This window comes from Patescibacteria group bacterium (assembly GCA_028707495.1).
In the GTDB taxonomy this organism is placed as follows: Bacteria; Patescibacteriota; Patescibacteriia; order UBA2591; family JAQWAS01; genus JAQWAS01.
Window position 1 is genome coordinate 31,504 of the sequence record JAQWAS010000002.1, and the last position, 19,489, is coordinate 50,992.

Annotated in this window: 30 protein-coding genes and 2 pseudogenes; 5 read left to right on the top strand and 27 right to left on the bottom strand. The window is 32.6% G+C overall.

Annotated elements, in window-relative coordinates:
- Positions 1-75: 75 nt before the first annotated feature.
- Positions 76-300 carry a hypothetical protein gene (locus tag PHS07_00940; GenBank protein MDD4606895.1) on the bottom strand — a complete coding sequence of 75 codons (225 nt, stop codon included), beginning with the start codon at positions 298-300 and terminating at the stop codon, positions 76-78.
- A gap of 66 nt (positions 301-366) precedes the next feature.
- Between PHS07_00940 and PHS07_00945 the strand changes: the two genes are divergently transcribed.
- From PHS07_00945 to prmC, 4 genes are all read left to right on the top strand, one after another.
- Entirely contained in the window at positions 367-786 is a 420-nt protein-coding gene (locus PHS07_00945; protein MDD4606896.1) for a hypothetical protein, read from the top strand.
- Between the two features lie 5 nt (positions 787-791).
- The gene (gene rpmE / locus PHS07_00950) at positions 792-1,070 is read left to right on the top strand and encodes a 50S ribosomal protein L31 (GenBank protein MDD4606897.1); all 279 of its coding nucleotides are present in this window, start codon (positions 792-794) and stop codon (positions 1,068-1,070) included.
- Positions 1,071-1,141: 71 nt separating this feature from the next.
- Positions 1,142-2,203, top strand: a complete 1,062-nt coding sequence (gene prfA, locus PHS07_00955) for a peptide chain release factor 1 (GenBank protein MDD4606898.1) — start codon at positions 1,142-1,144, stop codon at positions 2,201-2,203.
- 1 nt (position 2,204) lies between these two features.
- The gene (gene prmC, locus PHS07_00960; protein ID MDD4606899.1) at positions 2,205-3,053 is read left to right on the top strand and encodes a peptide chain release factor N(5)-glutamine methyltransferase; all 849 of its coding nucleotides are present in this window, start codon (positions 2,205-2,207) and stop codon (positions 3,051-3,053) included.
- 80 nt (positions 3,054-3,133) lie between these two features.
- Here the strand turns inward: prmC and PHS07_00965 are convergent, their stop codons facing one another.
- The 3 genes from PHS07_00965 to PHS07_00975 all read right to left on the bottom strand — a co-directional run bounded on the left by PHS07_00965 (position 3,134) and on the right by PHS07_00975 (position 5,630).
- Positions 3,134-3,823 carry a hypothetical protein gene (locus PHS07_00965; GenBank protein MDD4606900.1) on the bottom strand — a complete coding sequence of 230 codons (690 nt, stop codon included), beginning with the start codon at positions 3,821-3,823 and terminating at the stop codon, positions 3,134-3,136.
- A 79-nt stretch (positions 3,824-3,902) separates the two neighbouring features.
- Entirely contained in the window at positions 3,903-4,955 is a 1,053-nt protein-coding gene (locus tag PHS07_00970; protein ID MDD4606901.1) for a DUF3048 domain-containing protein, read from the bottom strand.
- A 27-nt stretch (positions 4,956-4,982) separates the two neighbouring features.
- A complete protein-coding gene (locus tag PHS07_00975; GenBank protein MDD4606902.1) occupies positions 4,983-5,630 on the bottom strand; it encodes a 50S ribosomal protein L25 in 648 nt (215 codons plus the stop codon).
- Positions 5,631-5,805: 175 nt separating this feature from the next.
- Here PHS07_00975 and PHS07_00980 point away from each other — a divergent pair, with 175 nt between their 5' ends.
- Positions 5,806-6,291 (top strand): hypothetical protein, encoded by a 486-nt coding sequence (locus tag PHS07_00980; protein MDD4606903.1) that lies wholly within the window; start codon positions 5,806-5,808, stop codon positions 6,289-6,291.
- A gap of 176 nt (positions 6,292-6,467) precedes the next feature.
- Here the strand turns inward: PHS07_00980 and rodA are convergent, their stop codons facing one another.
- The 23 genes and pseudogenes from rodA to rpsJ form a co-directional block, all read right to left on the bottom strand.
- Positions 6,468-7,562, bottom strand: a complete 1,095-nt coding sequence (gene rodA, locus PHS07_00985) for a rod shape-determining protein RodA (GenBank protein ID MDD4606904.1) — start codon at positions 7,560-7,562, stop codon at positions 6,468-6,470.
- A 27-nt stretch (positions 7,563-7,589) separates the two neighbouring features.
- Entirely contained in the window at positions 7,590-8,432 is an 843-nt protein-coding gene (locus PHS07_00990) for a hypothetical protein (GenBank protein MDD4606905.1), read from the bottom strand.
- A 30-nt stretch (positions 8,433-8,462) separates the two neighbouring features.
- Positions 8,463-9,737, bottom strand: coding sequence for a preprotein translocase subunit SecY (gene secY, locus PHS07_00995; GenBank protein MDD4606906.1), 1,275 nt, complete (start codon positions 9,735-9,737; stop codon positions 8,463-8,465).
- A gap of 25 nt (positions 9,738-9,762) precedes the next feature.
- A complete protein-coding gene (gene rplO, locus PHS07_01000; GenBank protein ID MDD4606907.1) occupies positions 9,763-10,215 on the bottom strand; it encodes a 50S ribosomal protein L15 in 453 nt (150 codons plus the stop codon).
- A gap of 1 nt (position 10,216) precedes the next feature.
- Entirely contained in the window at positions 10,217-10,699 is a 483-nt protein-coding gene (gene rpsE / locus PHS07_01005; GenBank protein MDD4606908.1) for a 30S ribosomal protein S5, read from the bottom strand.
- 15 nt (positions 10,700-10,714) lie between these two features.
- Complete coding sequence (rplR, locus tag PHS07_01010) at positions 10,715-11,092, bottom strand: 50S ribosomal protein L18 (protein ID MDD4606909.1); 378 nt, start codon at positions 11,090-11,092, stop codon at positions 10,715-10,717.
- Between the two features lie 17 nt (positions 11,093-11,109).
- A complete protein-coding gene (gene rplF, locus PHS07_01015; GenBank protein ID MDD4606910.1) occupies positions 11,110-11,658 on the bottom strand; it encodes a 50S ribosomal protein L6 in 549 nt (182 codons plus the stop codon).
- A 1-nt stretch (position 11,659) separates the two neighbouring features.
- On the bottom strand, positions 11,660-12,055 hold the full coding sequence (gene rpsH, locus PHS07_01020) for a 30S ribosomal protein S8 (GenBank protein ID MDD4606911.1): 396 nt from the start codon (positions 12,053-12,055) through the stop codon (positions 11,660-11,662).
- Positions 12,056-12,081: 26 nt separating this feature from the next.
- The gene (locus PHS07_01025) at positions 12,082-12,267 is read right to left on the bottom strand and encodes a type Z 30S ribosomal protein S14 (protein MDD4606912.1); all 186 of its coding nucleotides are present in this window, start codon (positions 12,265-12,267) and stop codon (positions 12,082-12,084) included.
- 23 nt (positions 12,268-12,290) lie between these two features.
- The gene (gene rplE / locus PHS07_01030; GenBank protein MDD4606913.1) at positions 12,291-12,842 is read right to left on the bottom strand and encodes a 50S ribosomal protein L5; all 552 of its coding nucleotides are present in this window, start codon (positions 12,840-12,842) and stop codon (positions 12,291-12,293) included.
- A gap of 17 nt (positions 12,843-12,859) precedes the next feature.
- Positions 12,860-13,174, bottom strand: coding sequence for a 50S ribosomal protein L24 (rplX, locus tag PHS07_01035; GenBank protein ID MDD4606914.1), 315 nt, complete (start codon positions 13,172-13,174; stop codon positions 12,860-12,862).
- Between the two features lie 4 nt (positions 13,175-13,178).
- Positions 13,179-13,550, bottom strand: coding sequence for a 50S ribosomal protein L14 (rplN, locus tag PHS07_01040; GenBank protein ID MDD4606915.1), 372 nt, complete (start codon positions 13,548-13,550; stop codon positions 13,179-13,181).
- 4 nt (positions 13,551-13,554) lie between these two features.
- Entirely contained in the window at positions 13,555-13,809 is a 255-nt protein-coding gene (rpsQ, locus tag PHS07_01045) for a 30S ribosomal protein S17 (protein ID MDD4606916.1), read from the bottom strand.
- Positions 13,810-13,813: 4 nt separating this feature from the next.
- Positions 13,814-14,011, bottom strand: a complete 198-nt coding sequence (gene rpmC / locus PHS07_01050; protein MDD4606917.1) for a 50S ribosomal protein L29 — start codon at positions 14,009-14,011, stop codon at positions 13,814-13,816.
- Positions 14,012-14,013: 2 nt separating this feature from the next.
- Positions 14,014-14,421: a 50S ribosomal protein L16 gene (rplP, locus tag PHS07_01055; GenBank protein MDD4606918.1), complete on the bottom strand. Its 408-nt coding sequence runs from the start codon at positions 14,419-14,421 to the stop codon at positions 14,014-14,016.
- Between the two features lie 32 nt (positions 14,422-14,453).
- The gene (gene rpsC / locus PHS07_01060; GenBank protein MDD4606919.1) at positions 14,454-15,203 is read right to left on the bottom strand and encodes a 30S ribosomal protein S3; all 750 of its coding nucleotides are present in this window, start codon (positions 15,201-15,203) and stop codon (positions 14,454-14,456) included.
- A gap of 268 nt (positions 15,204-15,471) precedes the next feature.
- Positions 15,472-15,801: pseudogene (gene rplV / locus PHS07_01065) on the bottom strand (50S ribosomal protein L22).
- Positions 15,802-15,814: 13 nt separating this feature from the next.
- Positions 15,815-16,114 (bottom strand): 30S ribosomal protein S19, encoded by a 300-nt coding sequence (gene rpsS, locus PHS07_01070; protein ID MDD4606920.1) that lies wholly within the window; start codon positions 16,112-16,114, stop codon positions 15,815-15,817.
- A gap of 14 nt (positions 16,115-16,128) precedes the next feature.
- The gene (gene rplB, locus PHS07_01075) at positions 16,129-16,974 is read right to left on the bottom strand and encodes a 50S ribosomal protein L2 (GenBank protein MDD4606921.1); all 846 of its coding nucleotides are present in this window, start codon (positions 16,972-16,974) and stop codon (positions 16,129-16,131) included.
- A 2-nt stretch (positions 16,975-16,976) separates the two neighbouring features.
- Positions 16,977-17,240, bottom strand: a pseudogene (rplW, locus tag PHS07_01080) (50S ribosomal protein L23).
- A 202-nt stretch (positions 17,241-17,442) separates the two neighbouring features.
- Positions 17,443-18,246 (bottom strand): 50S ribosomal protein L4, encoded by an 804-nt coding sequence (gene rplD, locus PHS07_01085; GenBank protein ID MDD4606922.1) that lies wholly within the window; start codon positions 18,244-18,246, stop codon positions 17,443-17,445.
- Positions 18,239-18,868 carry a 50S ribosomal protein L3 gene (rplC, locus tag PHS07_01090; protein ID MDD4606923.1) on the bottom strand — a complete coding sequence of 210 codons (630 nt, stop codon included), beginning with the start codon at positions 18,866-18,868 and terminating at the stop codon, positions 18,239-18,241. The genes rplD and rplC overlap by 8 nt, the downstream gene beginning before the upstream one ends.
- A 168-nt stretch (positions 18,869-19,036) precedes the next feature.
- Entirely contained in the window at positions 19,037-19,411 is a 375-nt protein-coding gene (gene rpsJ / locus PHS07_01095) for a 30S ribosomal protein S10 (protein MDD4606924.1), read from the bottom strand.
- Between the last annotated feature and the right edge of the window lie 78 nt (positions 19,412-19,489).

Consider the following 19,489-nt stretch of genomic DNA (forward strand, 5'->3'; position numbering starts at 1 on the left):
ACTTAAAAATTAAGGTTATTTTTTAATAATAAGTTATCTTAGCAAAAAATTAAATTTAAAGCAAGGGTTAAAAAATTATTTTGTCTGTTTTCTGGGTAAATAAATTTTAATTGAATCTAAAATTAAATTAAAAAGTTTATTATCTTTCAACGCTTCTGTGTAATTAAAACCTAATAATTTTAAACCTGGAAAGATCAAAATCACTCCGGGAATAACAGGTAAAATCAAACCCAAGACCGCGACAACCAGCATTAAAACGCCTAAAATTTTCTTTATTATTTTTAACATTTTAAATAGCATAGCTGATTTGATAAAATTAGTCAATTTTAGACTTGAAATTTTTTTATTTTAATTTATAATAAATTTATGTCCAAATTAAAACAAAACAATTTATCCCACGACAAAAGCCATTGGCGTTGGCTAGTCAACGTTTGGACTGTTATAACTTTAAGTATTTTTATTTTAGATTTTATTTCTGGTGAAAGTCGGCTAATAGCTAGTCGTTGTACTTTGGGTATCATTTATATTGCTGTTTTAAGTATTTATGTTGGTACTAAAGAATTTGACCGCTGGATCACTCGTCAATATGCCTCGCGTTATGCTGGTGAAAGATTCGTTATTCTTTGGACAGCGCTTATTTTAATTATGGTGGTCTTGACAATTTTTAATCCAAGATATACAATACCTACAGATGTGAGTACGGTTTATATTACGGTTTTAAGTATTTTTGCTATCTCCCGTCGCTCGCGCTACCTTTATCAATCTAAGAATAAAAAAATAAATTGAATCTCATGAAAAAAGATATTCATCCACAATACTACCCCCAAGCCCAATTTATTTGTGCTTGTGGTAACAATTGGCAAGCCGGTTCAACTCAAGAAAAGGTGGAAGTTGAAATTTGTTCTGCCTGCCACCCTTTTTATACCGGTCAGCAAAAATTAGTCGATACTCAAGGACGTGTCGATAAATTTAAACGTCGCTTAGAAAAACAAAGCCAAATGATCAAATCCAAAGCTCAAAAAATGGTTGAGAAAAAAGAAAAAAAAATAACTCCCAAAGACGACAATTAAATATTTTAAACTTAAAACAATAGATTCATTTCTGTTGTTTTTTGTTTAATAAAAATAAGTTATAATAAAGTATGCTAGAAAAATTAACCGACAATCAAATCCAATTTCAAAAACTGGAAAAACAGTTACAAGATCCAGCTATTTTTAATGATCAACAAAAATATAAGCAAACCAATCAAGAATATCTGCGTGTTAAAAATATTGTCGATAAATTAGAAAAAATTCAGCAAATTCAAAATCAAATTAAGGACAATCAACACATTATTCAACAAAATCAAGATGCTGAATTAACCGAACTTGCTCAACAAGATTTAATTAAATTAAAAGAACAATTAATTTTAATAGAAAAAGAAGCTCAGCAAGCTCTGGTACCTCCTGATCCACTTAATGATAAAAGTATTATTATTGAAATTCGTGCTGGTGTGGGCGGTGACGAAGCCGAACTTTTTGCAGCTGACCTCTTTCGAATGTACTCGCGTTATGCCGAACGCTCTCACTGGCCAATTCATATTATTTCAAAAAATACTAGTGGTTTAGGTGGGCTTAAAGAAATAATTTTTGAAATTGACGGTCAGGGCGCTTACGGTGGTTTAAAATTTGAAAGTGGAACTCATCGAGTTCAACGTATTCCTGAAACAGAAAAATCTGGTCGCATTCATACTTCCGCTGCCACCGTGGCTATTTTACCTAAAGCTGAAGAAATTGATGTTAAAATTAATTCTCAAGATTTAAAAATTGACACTTATTGTGCCGGTGGCCATGGCGGACAATCAGTTAATACCACTTATTCAGCCGTGCGTATTACTCATTTACCTACTGGTTTAGTAGTTACCTGCCAAGATGAACGCTCTCAACTTCAAAATAGACTTAAAGCTATGGAGGTTTTACGTTCGCGTGTTTTAGCTTTTGAAGAAGAAAAGAGACAAAAAGAATTAACCCAAAATCGTAAACAACAAATCGGTTCCGGCGATCGATCAGAAAAAATTAGAACTTATAATTTTCCTCAAGACCGCGTGACTGATCATCGCATTAAACAATCATGGCACAATTTAAATGCTATTTTAGATGGTCAAATTGACGAAATCGTTCAAGCGCTCAAACAAGCTGAAGCTGAAAAACTTTTAGCCGAATAATATGACTATTCAAAAAATATTCGACCAATCAATTCAAAAATTAAAATCTCACCAGATCTCCTCAGTCCAACTTGATGCTGAGGTGCTTTTATCTTTTGCTATAAATAAATCCAAAGAACACCTCTATTCTCATCCGGAAGAAAAAATTAATTTTAAACAATGGTTTAAATTTAAAAAATTAATTAATAAAAGAATAAAAAAATGGCCAGTCGCTTATTTAATTGGTTATAAAGAATTTTATAATTTAAAATTTAAAGTTGATCCTCATGTTTTAATTCCTCGCCCAGAGACTGAATTACTAGTTGACCAAGCTTTACAAATCTACAAGCAATTAATAATAAGCAATCAGCAGTTAGCGATAAGCGACATCGGTACTGGTTCAGGTTGTATTATAATCTCTATTGCTAAAAACTTGTCTTCTAATTCAATATCTAAATTTTATGCCACGGATATTTCTAAGTCAGCTCTTAAAATAGCTAAACTTAATGCCCAACAACACCAAGTTTTAAATAAAATTAATTTCTATCAAGGCAATCTTTTGGAACCGCTTAAAAATAAAAAAATTGACTTATTAATCGCCAATTTGCCTTATTTAACTCAAGAAGAATTTAAAAACGTACCTCGCGAACCCCAATCAGCACTAATTTCCCAAAATCAAGGCTTGCAACACTATCAACAATTATTTTCACAGATCAAACAACTTAATTATCAACCACAATATATTTTAATTGAAATTGGTTTTAATCAAGCTGTAAATTTAAAAAATATTATACTTCACCACTTGCCTCAAGCTAAAATAAAAGTTTTTCAAGATTTAAGTGGCAAAAATAGAATTTTACAAATAAGTTAAATTTTTAAAAAAATAATTTGATATTAAAAAAGCCGAGGTTAAAACCCGGCTTTGTGTTTTTTGAAAGGATAATTGGACTCCTAGCGCACATCTTTGGCATATTCGAAAGGCTTTTTTTGTTTACATATCGGACATTCCGATTTGGGACAAGAATTCCATTCTTCTCCTTTAAAATTCAGAATGACGTAGATAGGAACCTCGGAACCTGGAAGTTCTTTTTCAAGAAAATCCTTAATGTTTTGAATAGCCCTGTCGTTTCTGGTAGCAAAAATACAAATAGCCGATAAAAGTGCCTCGTGCTCCTTGACTATAGAGATGCATTGATTGATGCTTCCACCTGTAGTTGTTACGCTCGCGACTATTACCACTCTCTCACTTGGTAATAGGTTTTGACCAGCTCTTAATTTTTTTGTAGTCTCTCCCTTTTTATCTGTTAGAGCCTCAACAATTCTCGTGTTCATTTTTTCATTTAGTGTGCGAGCTACATCAAAGCCTAAAACTAACGAACGATTAGATATAGTAAGGATAGCGCCTATTTTTTTTAGTCGCCCCTTCTTTATCCACCGAACTATGTCATCGCTTATTGTAGTTATAACAAACGGCCATTGAGCAATTCTGTAAAAGCAGAAAAAGCCTGAGGTATGTTCGCCACATATTAGTTCATAATGGCCATCAATCATTATTGCTCCTGTTTTCTCCAACATCTCCATAACTTCATCTGGTGTAAGGTCTGATTTCGGATTTAATTCAAAGTTAACTTGTTCTTTCATTTTATCCTCTCTTATTTTAATTGTTTTCTTGTTAAAGAACGTAATTGTCCTCCTAAAATTAATTATAGCATATTAATCTTTAATACTCCACTCTATATCCTTCGGGCACAACTTCAATCCAGGTTATACCGCGGTTAAATTGAATTTCCTCATCGTTTTGATTATAAAATAAAGTCCGCTCGTCGGAATTATTTTTTAGCCATTGACCTTCTATCTTTTGCCCATCTTGAAAAATAACCGCTTGACCCTGTCCAGCTGTTGGAATTTTTTTGCGACCAAGATAATCAATAATTTCCATCTCAACATATTGAATAATTACGTTTTTAGCTCGTAATTCTTGCTCGTCGGCAGTTAAATGAGGTTGACCGGCTTGATATCTTAAATAATCATTTTGATCTAAATCATATTGCCACTCAACCATATAGCTGGGCTCTTTGTAAATTATTTTAATTTTTTGTTCATCAATTGGTCGTTGTTTTTTAATTAAATCTCTTTTATACAACCACGATCTATAATTTGGTACTTGATCGTTTAAGTTTTGATCGTCTAAAAATTGATTTAACTTTTCGCTTGAAGTAAATAAATTATGGGGCGCATATCTTTTCCAATCACGCCAAAAATAAGGCCCCCAACTGAATTCGTTTAAATCTGTGACATTATAAATATTATTTTTTAAATTTTTTAGTGCTTCCGGACTGCCACCAGAATGAATATATAAACTTTGTAATTCCCCTGCCCATTCGGCAAAATACGGCCTGGCTGATCGAATTGGGCCCAATTGGTCTATAAGTGTGTCTAGAGTAAAAAACGCCAAAAAACGGCTAATATTAGCTTCTGCAAGGCATTCTATCACTAGTCCTGCTTTATCTAATCCAGCTGGCGGACGAGCATCAACCATATTATCAATCATAACCGCACCTACCCATGGATTAATTTGTTCTTCATTCTCAATCAAAACCCCGTCTAAACGACGGGGAAATTGATTTATAGATGAATCTAAATTTAAATTAACATTAAAATTATCTAAAACTAAATCAGTTTGACTATCTTGGTAAAGAAAAGCACCAAAACCAATCAAGATTAAAAATAAAATGATAATTAAAATAATTTTAATAATTTTGTTTTTGGACATGAATCCGTCTGATTTAAAAAATTAATTTTATTCTGAATCAGCAGTTTTTTCCTCTTTACCCGCCAATGGTTTTTCTGTAATGGCAGATTCTTCGATTTCGGTCTCTGCTTTTTCTTCGGCTCGTGGCGGAGTAACCGTGGCCACAACTTCATCTTCCTTGTCTAAAATTTTAATTTCAGCTGGCACATTTAAATCTTTTACGTGTATAGCTTTTTCAAAATCATCTAAAACTGATATATCTACTTCAATCTGGTGAATTAAATTACGTGGCAAACATTCAATTTTAACCTGATCCATACTTTTAAGTAAAGTTCCACCACTTTCTTTAATTACCTTAGATTCGCCAATAAAAATCAATTCCACTTCAGTTGTAATTTTTTCACCGGCTTTAATTTTATAAAAATCAACATGCAAAATTTGACCAGTAACTGAATCATATTGAATTGCATTAATTAAAACTGGCACAGACTCGGCCTGATCAATAACTAGATCAACCAAGGTATTTTCACCGGCTTGTTCATACATTTTGGTCAATTTTTTGCCATCAACACTTAAATTAATATTTTCTACACCATGACCATATAAAACCGCCGGCACCAATCCCGCTTGTCTAATTTGTTGCACAGCCTTGCCAACAGCTTCTCTTTTTTGAGTTTCTAAAATTAATTTTTCCATAAAATTTATTTTAAATTTATAATGGTTTTATTTTAGCAATTCTGAGTTAAAAAGTCAAGGCTAATAAGTTTTATGACACAAAATTTGCAGATATAATCCTTGACAAAGATAAAATACCTGCTAAAATGTTAATAACTATATTTCTTTTTAAAATCAACAAAACAAGGAGGAACAAATGACTGAGGGCTATTTATTATTGGCGCAAATCATCAAAACAGGCAAATTGTCGCCAGATAAAATTTTTGGATTTTGGGAGAGAACCCATGATCCAACAATCGGCGCGGCCGCCATTTTATCCGGCGTATTATCGCTAGACAAAATGCTCCAACTCCGTGAAGAAGCTAATTGCCATGAAGTTGATTTGGCAATCGTTCGGTCGGGCAAACTTATGCCAGACGAAATGATTAAAATCGCGGAAAACCGTAACCATTGGGAAATTTGGGGAATGGTTGCTGATCAGTTTGTGTCGCAAGGGTTCTCTAGTGATGAAATGTTCAATTTTTGGCTAAAAAATCCAAATATAATATTTGGATGGATGCTTATTGAGAAGAACTTGCTATCACCTGACCAGATGGCCGAGATCTTCTTTATAACAGACGATGAAAAGGCCTATAGACTCATTATGAACTTATTGAGTGACAATAAAAACAAAACCGAGTAAAATATTACTCATAACTCTAGGCGATACAACAATGTGTCGCCTTTTTAATAAAATCTTTCTACCCTGCCCATAGCAGGGATTATTTATCACAAAACAAAACCGTCGCCATAAACGACGTAGAAATTTGTTAAATTGTTAAATTGTTTAAACGTTCGTCTCTTTTAAAATCTTTTATTTTAAGTTTTAATACGATAAATAATCAAACTTTCAATCAAACCAAAAATTATAAAAGTTGACAACAATGAACTCCCGCCATAACTTAAAAAAATCAATGGCACACCCGTAATCGGCATTAAACCTATATTCATGCCAATATTAATAAAAATCTGTACAAAAAAGACTAAACTGATTGCCACCAACATCAATAAACTAAAATCGTCATAACTCGACCGAGCCAAATTAAAAAGTTTATAAAATAAAATAAAATAGATAATTAAAACCAGACCGGCACCAACCAAACCTAAGTCTTCCGCGATAACACTAAAAACAAAATCAGTGTGACTAGCTGGTAAAAACTTCAGTTGACTTTGAGTGCCTAGACCCAGCCCTCGTCCACTTAAACCACCAGCGCCCACTGCAATCATTGATTGAGTTAATTGATAACCTCGCCCCAATGGATCACTTTGTGGATTAACAAAAGAGATTAAACGATCCTTCTGATAATCTTTTAAAACCCCACACCAAGCAACTAAAATTAAAATTGCAATTAAAACAATAACCAATAACCAATGGCTAATTTTATAGTCACAAAAAAACAACATGCCTAGCCACAAGCCAAATAAAATTAAACCTGAACCTAAGTCTGGTTGTAACATTACCAAAGCAAAAGGTAAACCGGCAATTAACCCACTTTCAATAACATGTCTAAAGGTCACTTGATAACGATTTTTAGCTGACCAATAATTAGCCAAAACAATAATTAAAATTACTTTAGCGATTTCAACTACTTGTAAATTAAAAAATCCAAAGGATAGCCAACCTCGCGTATTATTTTGAACCTTACCAAAAAATAGAGTCAAAACCAGCAGGCCAATCATAATTAGATATAAAATTTTACTATAATTTTTAAGATGACGATAATCAATATTTAAAACTAAAAAAAATAACGCCAAACTAATAATTAAATAAATTGCTTGACGATAAAAAATATTTTGCGACTGTTGACTCAAACCCAAACTGTATTGAATGGCCAGACCTAAACAACCTAAAATTAAGATGATAATTAAAACTGTCCAATCAATTTTTTTAAAGATGGTTCTTAAATGTACCATGATTTTAAAATTTAAATTTAAATTTGCCTAAAAAGAAACTACATTATGACTGTCTAAAATGTTAACTTCCGGTTGCACCACTACCTGTACCACCAACGGCAAATTTTCATTAAATGCCATTTCTAAATTTTTCTTTTCACCGCTCATTAATTGACTTACGGTTAAACTATTAATCCCAACCACTCGGCCAGATTGATATAAAATAACTTTAATTTCCAAATCATAAAATCCGTACAAAGTATTATTTCTTAAACTAAACTTAACTCGAGAAATATCTAAATTTTCAACACTCTTATTGTTTAAATATTCTATATCATCAATAATAAAATCACTTGATTTGATTTGCCACAATGATTTTTGATTATCAATCCTCTGCCAAATAATATTGGTAATTTCGAGCTGTGGATTAATAATTTTAGCTTGGAAACGATGATTAAAAATAGCGACTATTTTTTTCTCTTGAGGTAAAATAAAACCTTGTTGATATTGAGTCACGCCCCCTTGATAAATAAATCGATAATCAAAACTTTTGACTGCCCATTTTGAATTTAAATTTTCAACCTGGGCAATTAAATCGCATTCACCCTGGCCAGCGTATTCTACTACCTGAAAGCCTGTTGTTTTTAAATCTTGTGGATGATTACGCTGTTTCCAGAGTTCAAAATTAATATAATTTTGCGATAAATTAACTAAAGTATCTTTATAATTAGGTATACTAACTAATAAAATAATTATGGTGATTAATAAATATAAAATCAAAACTCCATCTAAAAAAATAAAAATAGCTTTAGCTATCTTCTTAATTTTTTCAGCATTGGTTGATAACCAATAAGCTATAGATAATTTTTTATCCTGGTCATAAAAAGACATATTTTTATTTTTATTTTTAAAAATTAAATTCTATAAACCCTCGTACTCGCGCATACTTAATTGAGAATCTAATTTTTTACCAGTTTCTAAAATAACTGAAACTATGATTAAAATACCAGCACCACCCACCAACATGCCCTGAAAACCTAAAAATTGTTGAGTAATTAAAGGTAAAATAGCAATCACCCCCAAAAACAAAGCCCCGGCTAGCATAATTCTGGTACTTACGTGGCCGATATAATCCGCCGTGGTTGCCCCTGGCCGAATACCCGGAACAAAACCGCCCTGACGTTTTAAGTTGTCGGCAATTTGATGGGGATGAAAAACAACTGAAGTGTAAAAATAAGTAAAAGCTACTACTAAACTAAAATAAATTAAACCATAAATCCATTGATTTTTAAACATTTCAATTAAAAAATAACCTATCTGAGACACCCAATCTAATCTTGCACGAGTTAAAAGTTGGCCAATTAATGATGGAAATAATACCAAAGAAATAGCAAAAATGATTGGAATCATGCCGGCTTGATTAACTCTTAAGGGTAAAAAAGTGTCAGTACCACCATACATTCTGCGACCGCGAATACGACGAGCGTAAGAAATTGGGATATTGCGTTGTGCTTCAGTAATATAAACGATACCCGCAATAGTAATTATACCTAAGATTGCAAAAACTATTAAATTAGTAATTTGACTAGTGGTAAAAGTCACCACCATTTGCTGTAAAGTTGTTGGCAATTGAGCAATAATACCCGCACAGATGATTAAAGAAATACCATTACCAATATTTTTTTCTGAAATTAATTCTCCCAACCAAACCAAAAACATAGTTCCAGCAGTCATAATTAAAACCGTAATAACGGTTTGCCAACCGGCTATATTTTGAATAATACCCTGTTGAGAACGACTTAATAAAATAATCATACTGTAAGCCTGCATGACGGCCAATGGTACGGTTAATAAACGAGTGTATTGATTAATTTTACGTTGACCAGCTTCACCCTCTTTAGATAATTCTTCTAACTTGGGAATAATCATGACTAATAATTGAAAAATAATTGAAGCAGTGATATATGGACCAATACTTAAAGCAATAATTGAAAAATTTGACATAGCACCACCAGACAAAACATTTACTAAACCAAAGACCTGATTTGATCCAAAAAATTCTTTCAAAGCTTCAATATCAACTCCCGGCACCGGGATATGAGCAGCAATTCTAAAAATAACAAGCATTCCTATAACAGAAAAAATGCTTTTACGTAAATCTTTAATTTTAAACACTTGAAAAAATTTTTTCCACATAAAATTAAAATTTCAAAACTTAAATCTATTCCTTTCCGCCTATTATCTCGGCTTTACCGCCAGCTTTTTCAATAGCCTCTTGAGCTGATTTAGAAAATTGATGAGCACGCACAATTAATTTTTTATTTAATACTCCCCGACCTAAAATCTTAACTCCATTCTTTATTTTATCAATTAAATTGTTTTTTAACAAAGCCTCTAATTCAATAGTGTCGCCATCTTTAAAAATTCTATTTAAATCGGCTAGATTAACTACTTCCATTTTGGTTTGCAAACTTTTAAAACCACGTTTTTGTGGGATGCGTTGTAACGTTGATTTAAAACCTAAAGTCTTTAAACCACCTTTTCCACCGGAACGTGATTTTTGACCCTTCTGACCACGTCCAGAATAGGTTCCTCGTTTACCACCACGACCAACTCTTTTTTTAGTTTTTTGAGAACCTGAACCAGGTTTTAAATTAGATAAATTTAAGGCCATATTATTTTGCGTATTTAAAACTCTTTAAAGCTTGAAAAGTCGCTCTTACATTATTAACTTTATTGCGAGAACCAAACATTTTACCAGTCACGTTTTTATAACCAGCTAATTCTAAAACTGTCCGAATAGCTCCACCGGCAATAATACCCTTACCCTGTTTAGCCGGTTTTAACATTAAACGAGCTGATTTATATTTTATTCTAATTTCATGTGAGATGGTGTCATTAATAATTATAACATTTAAAATATCCTTTTCGGCTTTGACTACCGCTTTATTAACCGCCATGGCTACATCAGCTCCTTTAGCCATACCATAACCAACTCGACCCTTTTTGTCGCCAATAACAACACAAGCGCGAAAACGTAAACGCTTACCACCTTTAGTTACCCGAGTTACGCGACGAATATCAACAACCTGTTGATTAAATTCTTTTTCTTCTTTAACTCTGGATTTATCTTGTTTTTTTTCTTTTGACTTGGTCATGAATTTAGAATTAATTTAAAAATTTAAACCACCTGCCCGAGCGCCTTCAGCTAAATCCTTTACCCGGCCATGATATTTATAACCACCACGATCAAAAACTACGGTTTTAATGCCTTGTTGTAAGGCTTTTTGAGCAATTAATTCTCCCACGGCGAAAGCCTTTAAGTTAACCTTCGTTTCTGATTCTTTAGTTTTAGACTTAGCTTTAATTTCTTCATCTCTGGCGCTAACTAAAGTTCGACCGATCTGGTCATCTATAATTTGAGCATAAATATGTTTTAAACTCCGAAAGACACACAATCTGGGACATTGGGCATCGCCTTGTATTTTTTGTCTAATTTTACGATGACGGCGAATCTTTGTCTTACGTTTATTTTGACTAATATTAATCATAAATTTAATGTTTAAAATTAACTAGATGAACCAGCAGCGCGCTTACCAACCTTACGTCGAATAATCTCATCTGCGTATTTAATGCCCTTACCCTTGTATGGTTCAGGTTTTCTAATTTTTCTAATTCTAGCTGCCGTTTCCCCTATTAATTGTTTGTCGATACCGGCTACGCTAATAACATTTTTTTCTACTTTAATTTCAATGCCTTCTGGAATTTCAAATTCAAACGGATGAGAATAACCAACGTTTAAAACTAATATTTTTCCCTTAACTTCAGCTCTATAACCGACTCCATTGATTTCTAATTTTTTTTCGAAACCTTGACTCACTCCAATCACCATATTATTAATTAAGCGATTATATGTTCCCCATAAAGAACGTTGCTCTTTAATATCTTCATTTTCAACATTAACTATTATAGTTTGATTGTCTTTTTTAACTTTAATAGTTTTCGGCAAATTTAAACTTAACTCACCCTTGGGGCCTTTTACTTTAATTATTGAATCATCCATTATTAATTCAATTTTTTCTGGTAAATTAATGATTTGTTTTCCTATTCTAGACATATTAATAAATTTCACAAATTATTTCTCCGCCAACATTTTTTTGCTTGGCTTCATTGTTAGTTAATAATCCTTGAGAAGTTGAAATAATTGACATACCCAAACCATTCAAAACTTTTGAAATATTATTTTTATCAACATAAACTCTTAAGCCTGGTTTACTCACTCTCTTTAAATTTTTAATAGCTGGTTGATTCTCAATATATTTCAAATTGATTTTAATTATTTTAAAACCATTACTTCCATTTTCCTCTTCTTTTATTTTACCCACCCATCCTTCACGTTCTAAGATTTGAGCTATCTGCCATTTAATTTTGGAAAATGGTATAACTACCTCAGGCTTTTTAACTGCCGAGGCGTTTCTAATTCTAGTTAGCATGTCAGCGATTGGATCTGTCATAATAAATTAATAAAATTTAAAAATTATTACCATGAAGATTTTTTTACTCCAGGGATTTCTCCTCTATTGGCTAATTCTCTAAAACAAATACGACATAAACCGAAATCACGCATATAGCTCCGATTACGCCCACAACGCCAACAACGATGAATCGTGCGTGTTGAATATTTAGGTTTAAGATTTGCTTTTTCAATTAAGGATTTTTTAGCCATATAAATTATTGTTGAAATTAATATTATTTATTTTCTTTTTTCTTAAAGGGAAAATCTAATAACTTAAATAATTCTAAAGCCTCGACTTGATTATGTGCGCTGGTAGTAATTACAATTTCCAAACCATGCACTCGATCAATTTCATCAGGATTAATTTCCGGAAAAACCAAATGTTCTTTTAATCCTAAAGATAAATTACCAGCCTGATCAATAATTTTTTCGTCCAAACCTCTAAAATCTCTTACGCGTGGCAAGGCTACGCCAATAATTTTATCAATAAAATCATACATTCTCTCTCCCCGTAGAGTAACTTTTATACCAACAGTTTGACCCTGTCGAATCTTAAAACCAGCAATTGATTTCTTAGCTAAAGTTAAAACTGGTTTCTGACCTGTAATTCTAGCTAAGGTATTTTCCACCGCCTTAATAAAATTATCATCACTTCGTGCTGCTCCTAACCCAACATTAACCACCACTTTTTTGATCTGAGGAACTGCCAAGTCGTTTTGACACCCCAATTTTTCTTTTAATTGAGGTCGAACTGTTTTTAAATATTTTTCTTTAAGTCTATTCATATTTTAAATTAATAAGATTATTGATCAATGACTTGATGACATTGCCGACAATATCTAATCTTCTTTTTATTATCTAAAACTTTATAACCAACTCGAACACTCTTATTACAATGAGAACAAATTAATATTACTTTTGAAACGTCTAATGGCGCTGGAAATTGGACTCTTTGGCCCTTTTCGCCTTCGCGACGCGCTCTCACGTGTTTAGTTAGTAAATTAATCCCTTCAATTACAACCTTATGCTCTTTAGGTAATATTTTAAGCACCTTACCCTTCTTACCCTTATCTTTACCAGCTAAAATTTTTACATTGTCATTTTTCTTAATTTTCATATTATTATAAAACTTCTGGAGCTAATGAAATTATTTTAGTAAAACCCTGTGTTTTTAATTCACGAGCAATAGGACCAAAAATACGTGTCCCCTTAGGTTCTTTATTCTTGGGATCAACAATAATGGCCGCATTGTCATCGAAACGAACATATGAACCATCTGATCGTCTTTGTTCCTTTCTAGTTCGAGCGATAACAGCATAAACGATATCACCCTTTTTAACCATACTATAAGGACGGGCCTCTTTGACACTCGCAACTATAATATCACCCACGCGAGCATAACGACTTTTATAACCACCCAAAACCTTGATGCACATTAATTTTTTGGCACCACTATTATCGGCAACTTTTAAATATGTCTGTCCTTGAATCATATCTTTATTTAATAATTTGAATTAAACGCCAACACTTATCCTTGCTAATTGGTCGACATTCTTGAAAAATAACCTTATCACCAATCTGAGCTTCATTTTTATCGTCATGAACTTTGTATTTTTTGCTCGTCATATATCTTTTGTTATACTTTGGATGAATTTTCGAACGGTTAACCTTAACAACGATGGTTTTTTCCATTTTATCAGAAACGACTTCACCGGTAAATTTACGATAAATTTTATCTTGTTGTTCGGTCATAAAATTATTTTTTTTTATTAGATTGATTATTAATTAATGTTAAAATCTGTGCGACCATTGTTTTATTTTTACGAATCTCCCTGACATGTTTTAACTGACCAGTTGTCGCCTGAATTTCCAAATCTAAAATCTTATTTCTTGATTCTTTTAATAAAATTTCTAATTCCTGTGGGGTTTTATTTTTTAATTCTTTAAATTTCATAATTAATTTTTAATCACAAATTTAGTTTTAACTGGAAATTTATGTCCAGCTAAACGTAAAGCTTCACGAGCTGATTCTTCATTTACGCCGTCTAATTCCATTAAAACCGTACCAGGCTTAATCACCGCAACATAATGATCAACTGCACCCTTACCACCACCCATAGGAACTTCCGCGCTTTTAGTAGTAACTGGTTTATCTGGAAAAATTCTAATCCAAACCTTACCTTTACGCTTAATAAAACGCGTAATCGAACGACGAGCCGCTTCAATTTGACGAGCAGTAATCCATTTAGCTTCTAAGCTTTTCAAGCCATAACTACCAAAACTTACTTCAACACAACGATCAGCCTTGGTTTTGGTTCTACCTTTATGCCATTTACGATGTTTAACTTTACGTGGACTTAACATATATTTATTTAAAACTTGTTTTTAATTTAAAATTATTTTTTGGTCGGAGTAAATTTTTTAACTGGCCCTTTTTTATTAAAAAATTTTTTCCGCTGACCATCTGTTTCTTCTTTTGCCTTATCCGGTCTGGCTTCGCCTTTAAAAATTTCGCCTTTACAAATCCAAACTTTAACCCCAATCGTTCCATAAATTGTTTGAGCTCCACCCTGAGCATAATCAATATTAGCTCTTACGGTGTGTAAAGGAATTTTACCATAACTTAAGGTTTCTTGTCGAGCAATTTCAGCTCCATCTAAACGACCGCTAACGACAACTTTGACACCCTGAGCATTAGCTTTTTTAACTTGTTCAATATTTTTCTTAAGTGTTCGACGATAAGGAATTCTTTTTTCTAAATCCAAAGCAATGGTTTCCAGAATTACCCGAGCCGATAAATTTGGATCCTTAATTTCTTTAATTATTATTTCAAATTTAGTTTTTTTATTAAAATCAAAACTCTTTTTCAAGGTTTCTTTAACCTTTTCAATACCCTGGCCAGACCGACCAATAATAAAACCTGGGCGAGCCGTATAAATAATTATCTTCATTTCATCAGCTGATCTTTCAATTTGAATTTCATCAACGCTAGAACCTTTTAATTTTTTAATTAAAAATTCTCTAATTAAAACATCTTGCTTTAATTGACCAACATTTTTTTGGCTACGACAATTATAAAACCATTTCGATGCCCAATCGTTATTGTTACCTATTCTGAAAACTTTTGGATTAACTTTGTGTCCCATATATTTAAGCTGCTTTACGACGGAAAAACTTTTTAATTTTTCCTTCACTTGACTTTATTTTAGTTTGATCTAAATGCTGTTGATGACGATGTTTCCCTTGTCGAGTTACGTCAACAATTTTTTCGCTTTTATCTTGATCTAATTCAACCGGCGCACTTGTTTCTTCTTCGGTAACCGGCAGCGCTTGTCTAGATTCAACTGGTTTATTTTCGACTAACTGTGGTTTCTCTAATTTTTCAATTTTTTTCTTAATTTGAACCGAAGCAATTTTTTCGTCTAAAATTATCTCTACCTGAGCCGTTCTCTTACGAATCGGCGTGGCACGACCAAAAGCGCGTGGTCGCCAACGTTTTAAGGTTTGACCTTCGTCAACTAATATATTTTTAATATATAAATTTTCTTTTTTTAAATTAAAATTATTTTCAGCGTTGGCTATAACCGAATTTAATAATTTTAAAATCGGTAAGGCCACTTTTTTATTTAAAATACCTAACTGACCCTGAGCTTCAATCACTGGCATATTTTTAACCAAATTTGTCACTAAACGAATTTTTTTAGCTGACATTCTAAAATCTTTTAATTTAGCTGTAACTTCCATATTTTATAATTAATTAACTTTTATTGGCGGCAGCTTTATCCTGTTCTTTTTGTTTTTTACCGCCATGTTTATAAAATTTACGTGTTGGAGAAAATTCACCCAATTTATGACCCACCATAGCCTCAGTAATAAAAACTGGAAGGTGATCTTTGCCATTATGAACACCAAGATTAAAACCTACCATTTCTGGAGTAATTGTACAAGCTCTAGCCCAAGTTTTAATCAAACCCTTATCACCATTGGCCTGAGCTTTGTTAATTTTTTTCATTAATTTTGGATCAACATAAGGACCCTTTTTAAGACTACGTGACATACAAATTAGTTAGGTTAATTTTTCTTTTTAGATTTACGACGTTTTAAAATAAATTTATTGGTATTCTTTTTCTTCTTACGAGTTTTAACTCCCAAAGCTGGTTTTCCCCAAGGCGTTTTGGGATGGACTAAACCAATTGAACAACCACCTTCTCCACCACCATGCGGATGATCACACGGATTCATAGCCTTACCTCTAACCGTTGGCCTTTTACCTAAATAACGCGTTCTACCGGCTTTGCCTAATTTAATGTGGCGATGTTCTGATTTACTAATTTGACCTAAAGTTGCCAAACACATTTCAGGGACTAATCTAATTTCACTTGATGGCAATTTTAATTGCGCATGACGATTTTCACAACCCATTAAAATAGCTACCATACCGGCCGATCTAACAATTTTACCACCACGACCCGGTTCTAATTCAACATTATGAACTTCAGCACCAATCGGCATAAATTTCAATGGCATAGCATTGGCCAATTGTGGTTCAATTTTTTCTTTGGAAGATAAAACTTTATCACCACCTTTTAAACCTGCTGGTGCTAAAATATATCTTTTTTCATTATCCTCATATTTTAATAAAGCAATATAAGCTGTACGATTAGGATCATATTCAATAGTTTCAACCACCGCCGGCATGTTAAATTTATTTCTCTTAAAATCAACTTGGCGATAATAGCATCTAGTTCCGCCACCACGATGCCTAACTGTAATTTTACCACTATTATTGCGACCTGATTTCTTTTTAATGATGGAAATCAAAGATCTCTCCGGCTTATTTTTGCTAACTGCTGAGTTAACAACCACCGAAGATTGTCGACGACCTGGAGTAATTGGTTTGTAAACTTTAATTGCCATATTTATAATTCTATTTTATCACCCGCTTGTAAAGTAACAATCGCTTTACGCCAACTCTTAGTTTTCCCGCGAGTTCGGCCATAACGTACTTGTTTGCCTCTAACGTTGATAAGATTAACTTTTTTAATTTTTACACCATAACGACCAGCGACTGCTTTTTTAATTTCATTTTTTGTCGCTTGTTTGCTAATTTCAAAAATATATTGATTATTAACTGATAAATCTGTGGCTTTTTCAGTAATAACTGGTCGAATTAAAACGCGATAAACAGGAAAATTTTTCCAATCGCTTGTTTTTTTACTGACGGTTGAAACTTTAGTTTCTTTTTTAACTTCAAGCTTAGAAACTGCTTTTTTGGTTTCAACTTGTTTTTTCTTATCTTTAGCCGATTTTTTAACTTCAACTTCTTGAGAATTAATAGCCAGTTTATCAGTTTTCTTTTTTAAAATTTTATCTAGAATTGACATATTATTTTTTAGTGGCACTTACTTTTGCCTCTTTAACTTTTGAAACTTTTTTAACAGTGGATTTAATTTCAGGCGCATTTGCTTCGCTGATATAAAGTTGTGTAATTTTTTGTATCCCCGCCACTGTAGTTAAAAAGTATTTATATTGTAAAATATCTAAAATATTTAAATTCTCAACTCGAATAATTTTAATTTTATCAATATTACGGGCTGATTTTACTAGTTCATCATTTTTATCGTCCAAAACCATTAAACAACTTGGTTGAACTTTTATTTTTTTGTTAGTAATTTTAGTTTCCTTAGTTTTGGGATCAACCTTTTTAATTTTTTTATCTTTTTCTTCTGTTGGTAAAACTTTATTTAAAATTCTAACCATGTCTTGCGTTTTTATTTTTTTTAATTCAATTTTATCTAAAACTAACATTAAGTTATTTGCCACCTTGTCAGATAAACACATCCAAATGGCTTTCTTTTTCATTTTTTGATTGATTTTCTTTTTAAAATTACGTTCTGTGGTGGGACCAAAAGTCACTCCGCCACCAATCCATAAAGGTGAGCGAGACGAACCATGTCGAGCACGACCAGTGCCTTTTTGACGCCAAGGTTTGCGACCACCACCACGCACTTCTGCTCTTTGTTTAGTGTGAGATAAATTTTGACGACGATTAGCTAGTTGAGTCACAACGGCTTGATGAATCAAACCGGAATTAATTTCAACGTCAAAAATTTTAGGCGATAATTCCTGTTGGCTAATTTCTTGACCTTGTTGATCAATAATTTGAATTTTTAAATTATTTTTAGTCATCGCCTTTTACTTCTTTTAAGCTTTTAATTAAAATTAAACCACCATTAGCCCCCGGCACAGCACCCTTTAAATATAGCCAATTCTTATCTAAATCAATTTTTACTACTTTTAAATTTTTGACCGTCACTTGTTCACCACCCATTCGACCTGCCATGCGCGTACCTTTAAAAACACGAGCAGCGTTGGTTGCCCCGATTGAACCAGGCATTCTTAATTGATCCTTGTGACCATGAGTAGCTGGATGTCCTTTAAAACCGTGGCGCTTAACGACACCTTGAAATCCTTTACCCTTTGACACGCCAGTAGTTTGGACTACATCTCCTAGATTAAAAATATTAACTTTAATTTCATCACCGCGTTTGAAATCGTGATCAATTTTATTTAAACGAAATTCTTTTAAATATCTAAAATTAGGTAAATCCTTTAAATGGCCTTGTAGTGTTTTATTAATTTTTTTCTTATTATCAAAACCCAACTGAACTCCAATATAACCATCTGGCTCTTGGCTTTTGATTTGAGTCACTTGGCAAGGTCCAGCCTCAATAATTGTCACTGGTATAACCTGACCATCTTCTTTAAATTCCTGACTCATTTTTACTTTTTTACCTAATATAAATTTCATATTTTAATAAAAAATATCCGGACTTTAAACCAGATAAGTTATCTTCGTTTCTAAAGTCTCTAATGTTATTTGATTCTGTCTTTTTTTAAATCCCCCTTAAGATTAATATATGTTTAAAAGCACTTCCATGTGGGTTACCTTTAATCAATTTTAATCTTGGTTAAATAATTACATTTTTATTTCTATATCTACTCCAGCCGGCAAATTCAAACTGGTCAAAGATTCAATCGTTTTGGCTGTCGGATTAATAATATCAATAAAACGCTTATGGGTTCTAATTTCAAATTGTTCACGACTATCTTTGTGCACAAAAGTAGAACGCAAAGTCGTGTAACGTCTTTTTTCTGTCGGCAAGGGAATGGGTCCTCTAATCTGAGCCCCGGTTCTCTGAGCAATATCAATAATCGACTTAGTTGATTGATCAATAATTTTATGATCGTAAGCCTTAATTTTAATCCTAATTTTTTGTTGTTCAGGATTTTTTGATTCGCTCTTTTTAATTTGAATCTTTGATTTTTTAGGTTCTTTCAATTCTGCTACCATGTTAATTTTTCAGAATAAAAAATAATTAGTTATAAAGCATACTCAACATCCCGATATAAATCGGGATGTTGGTATACA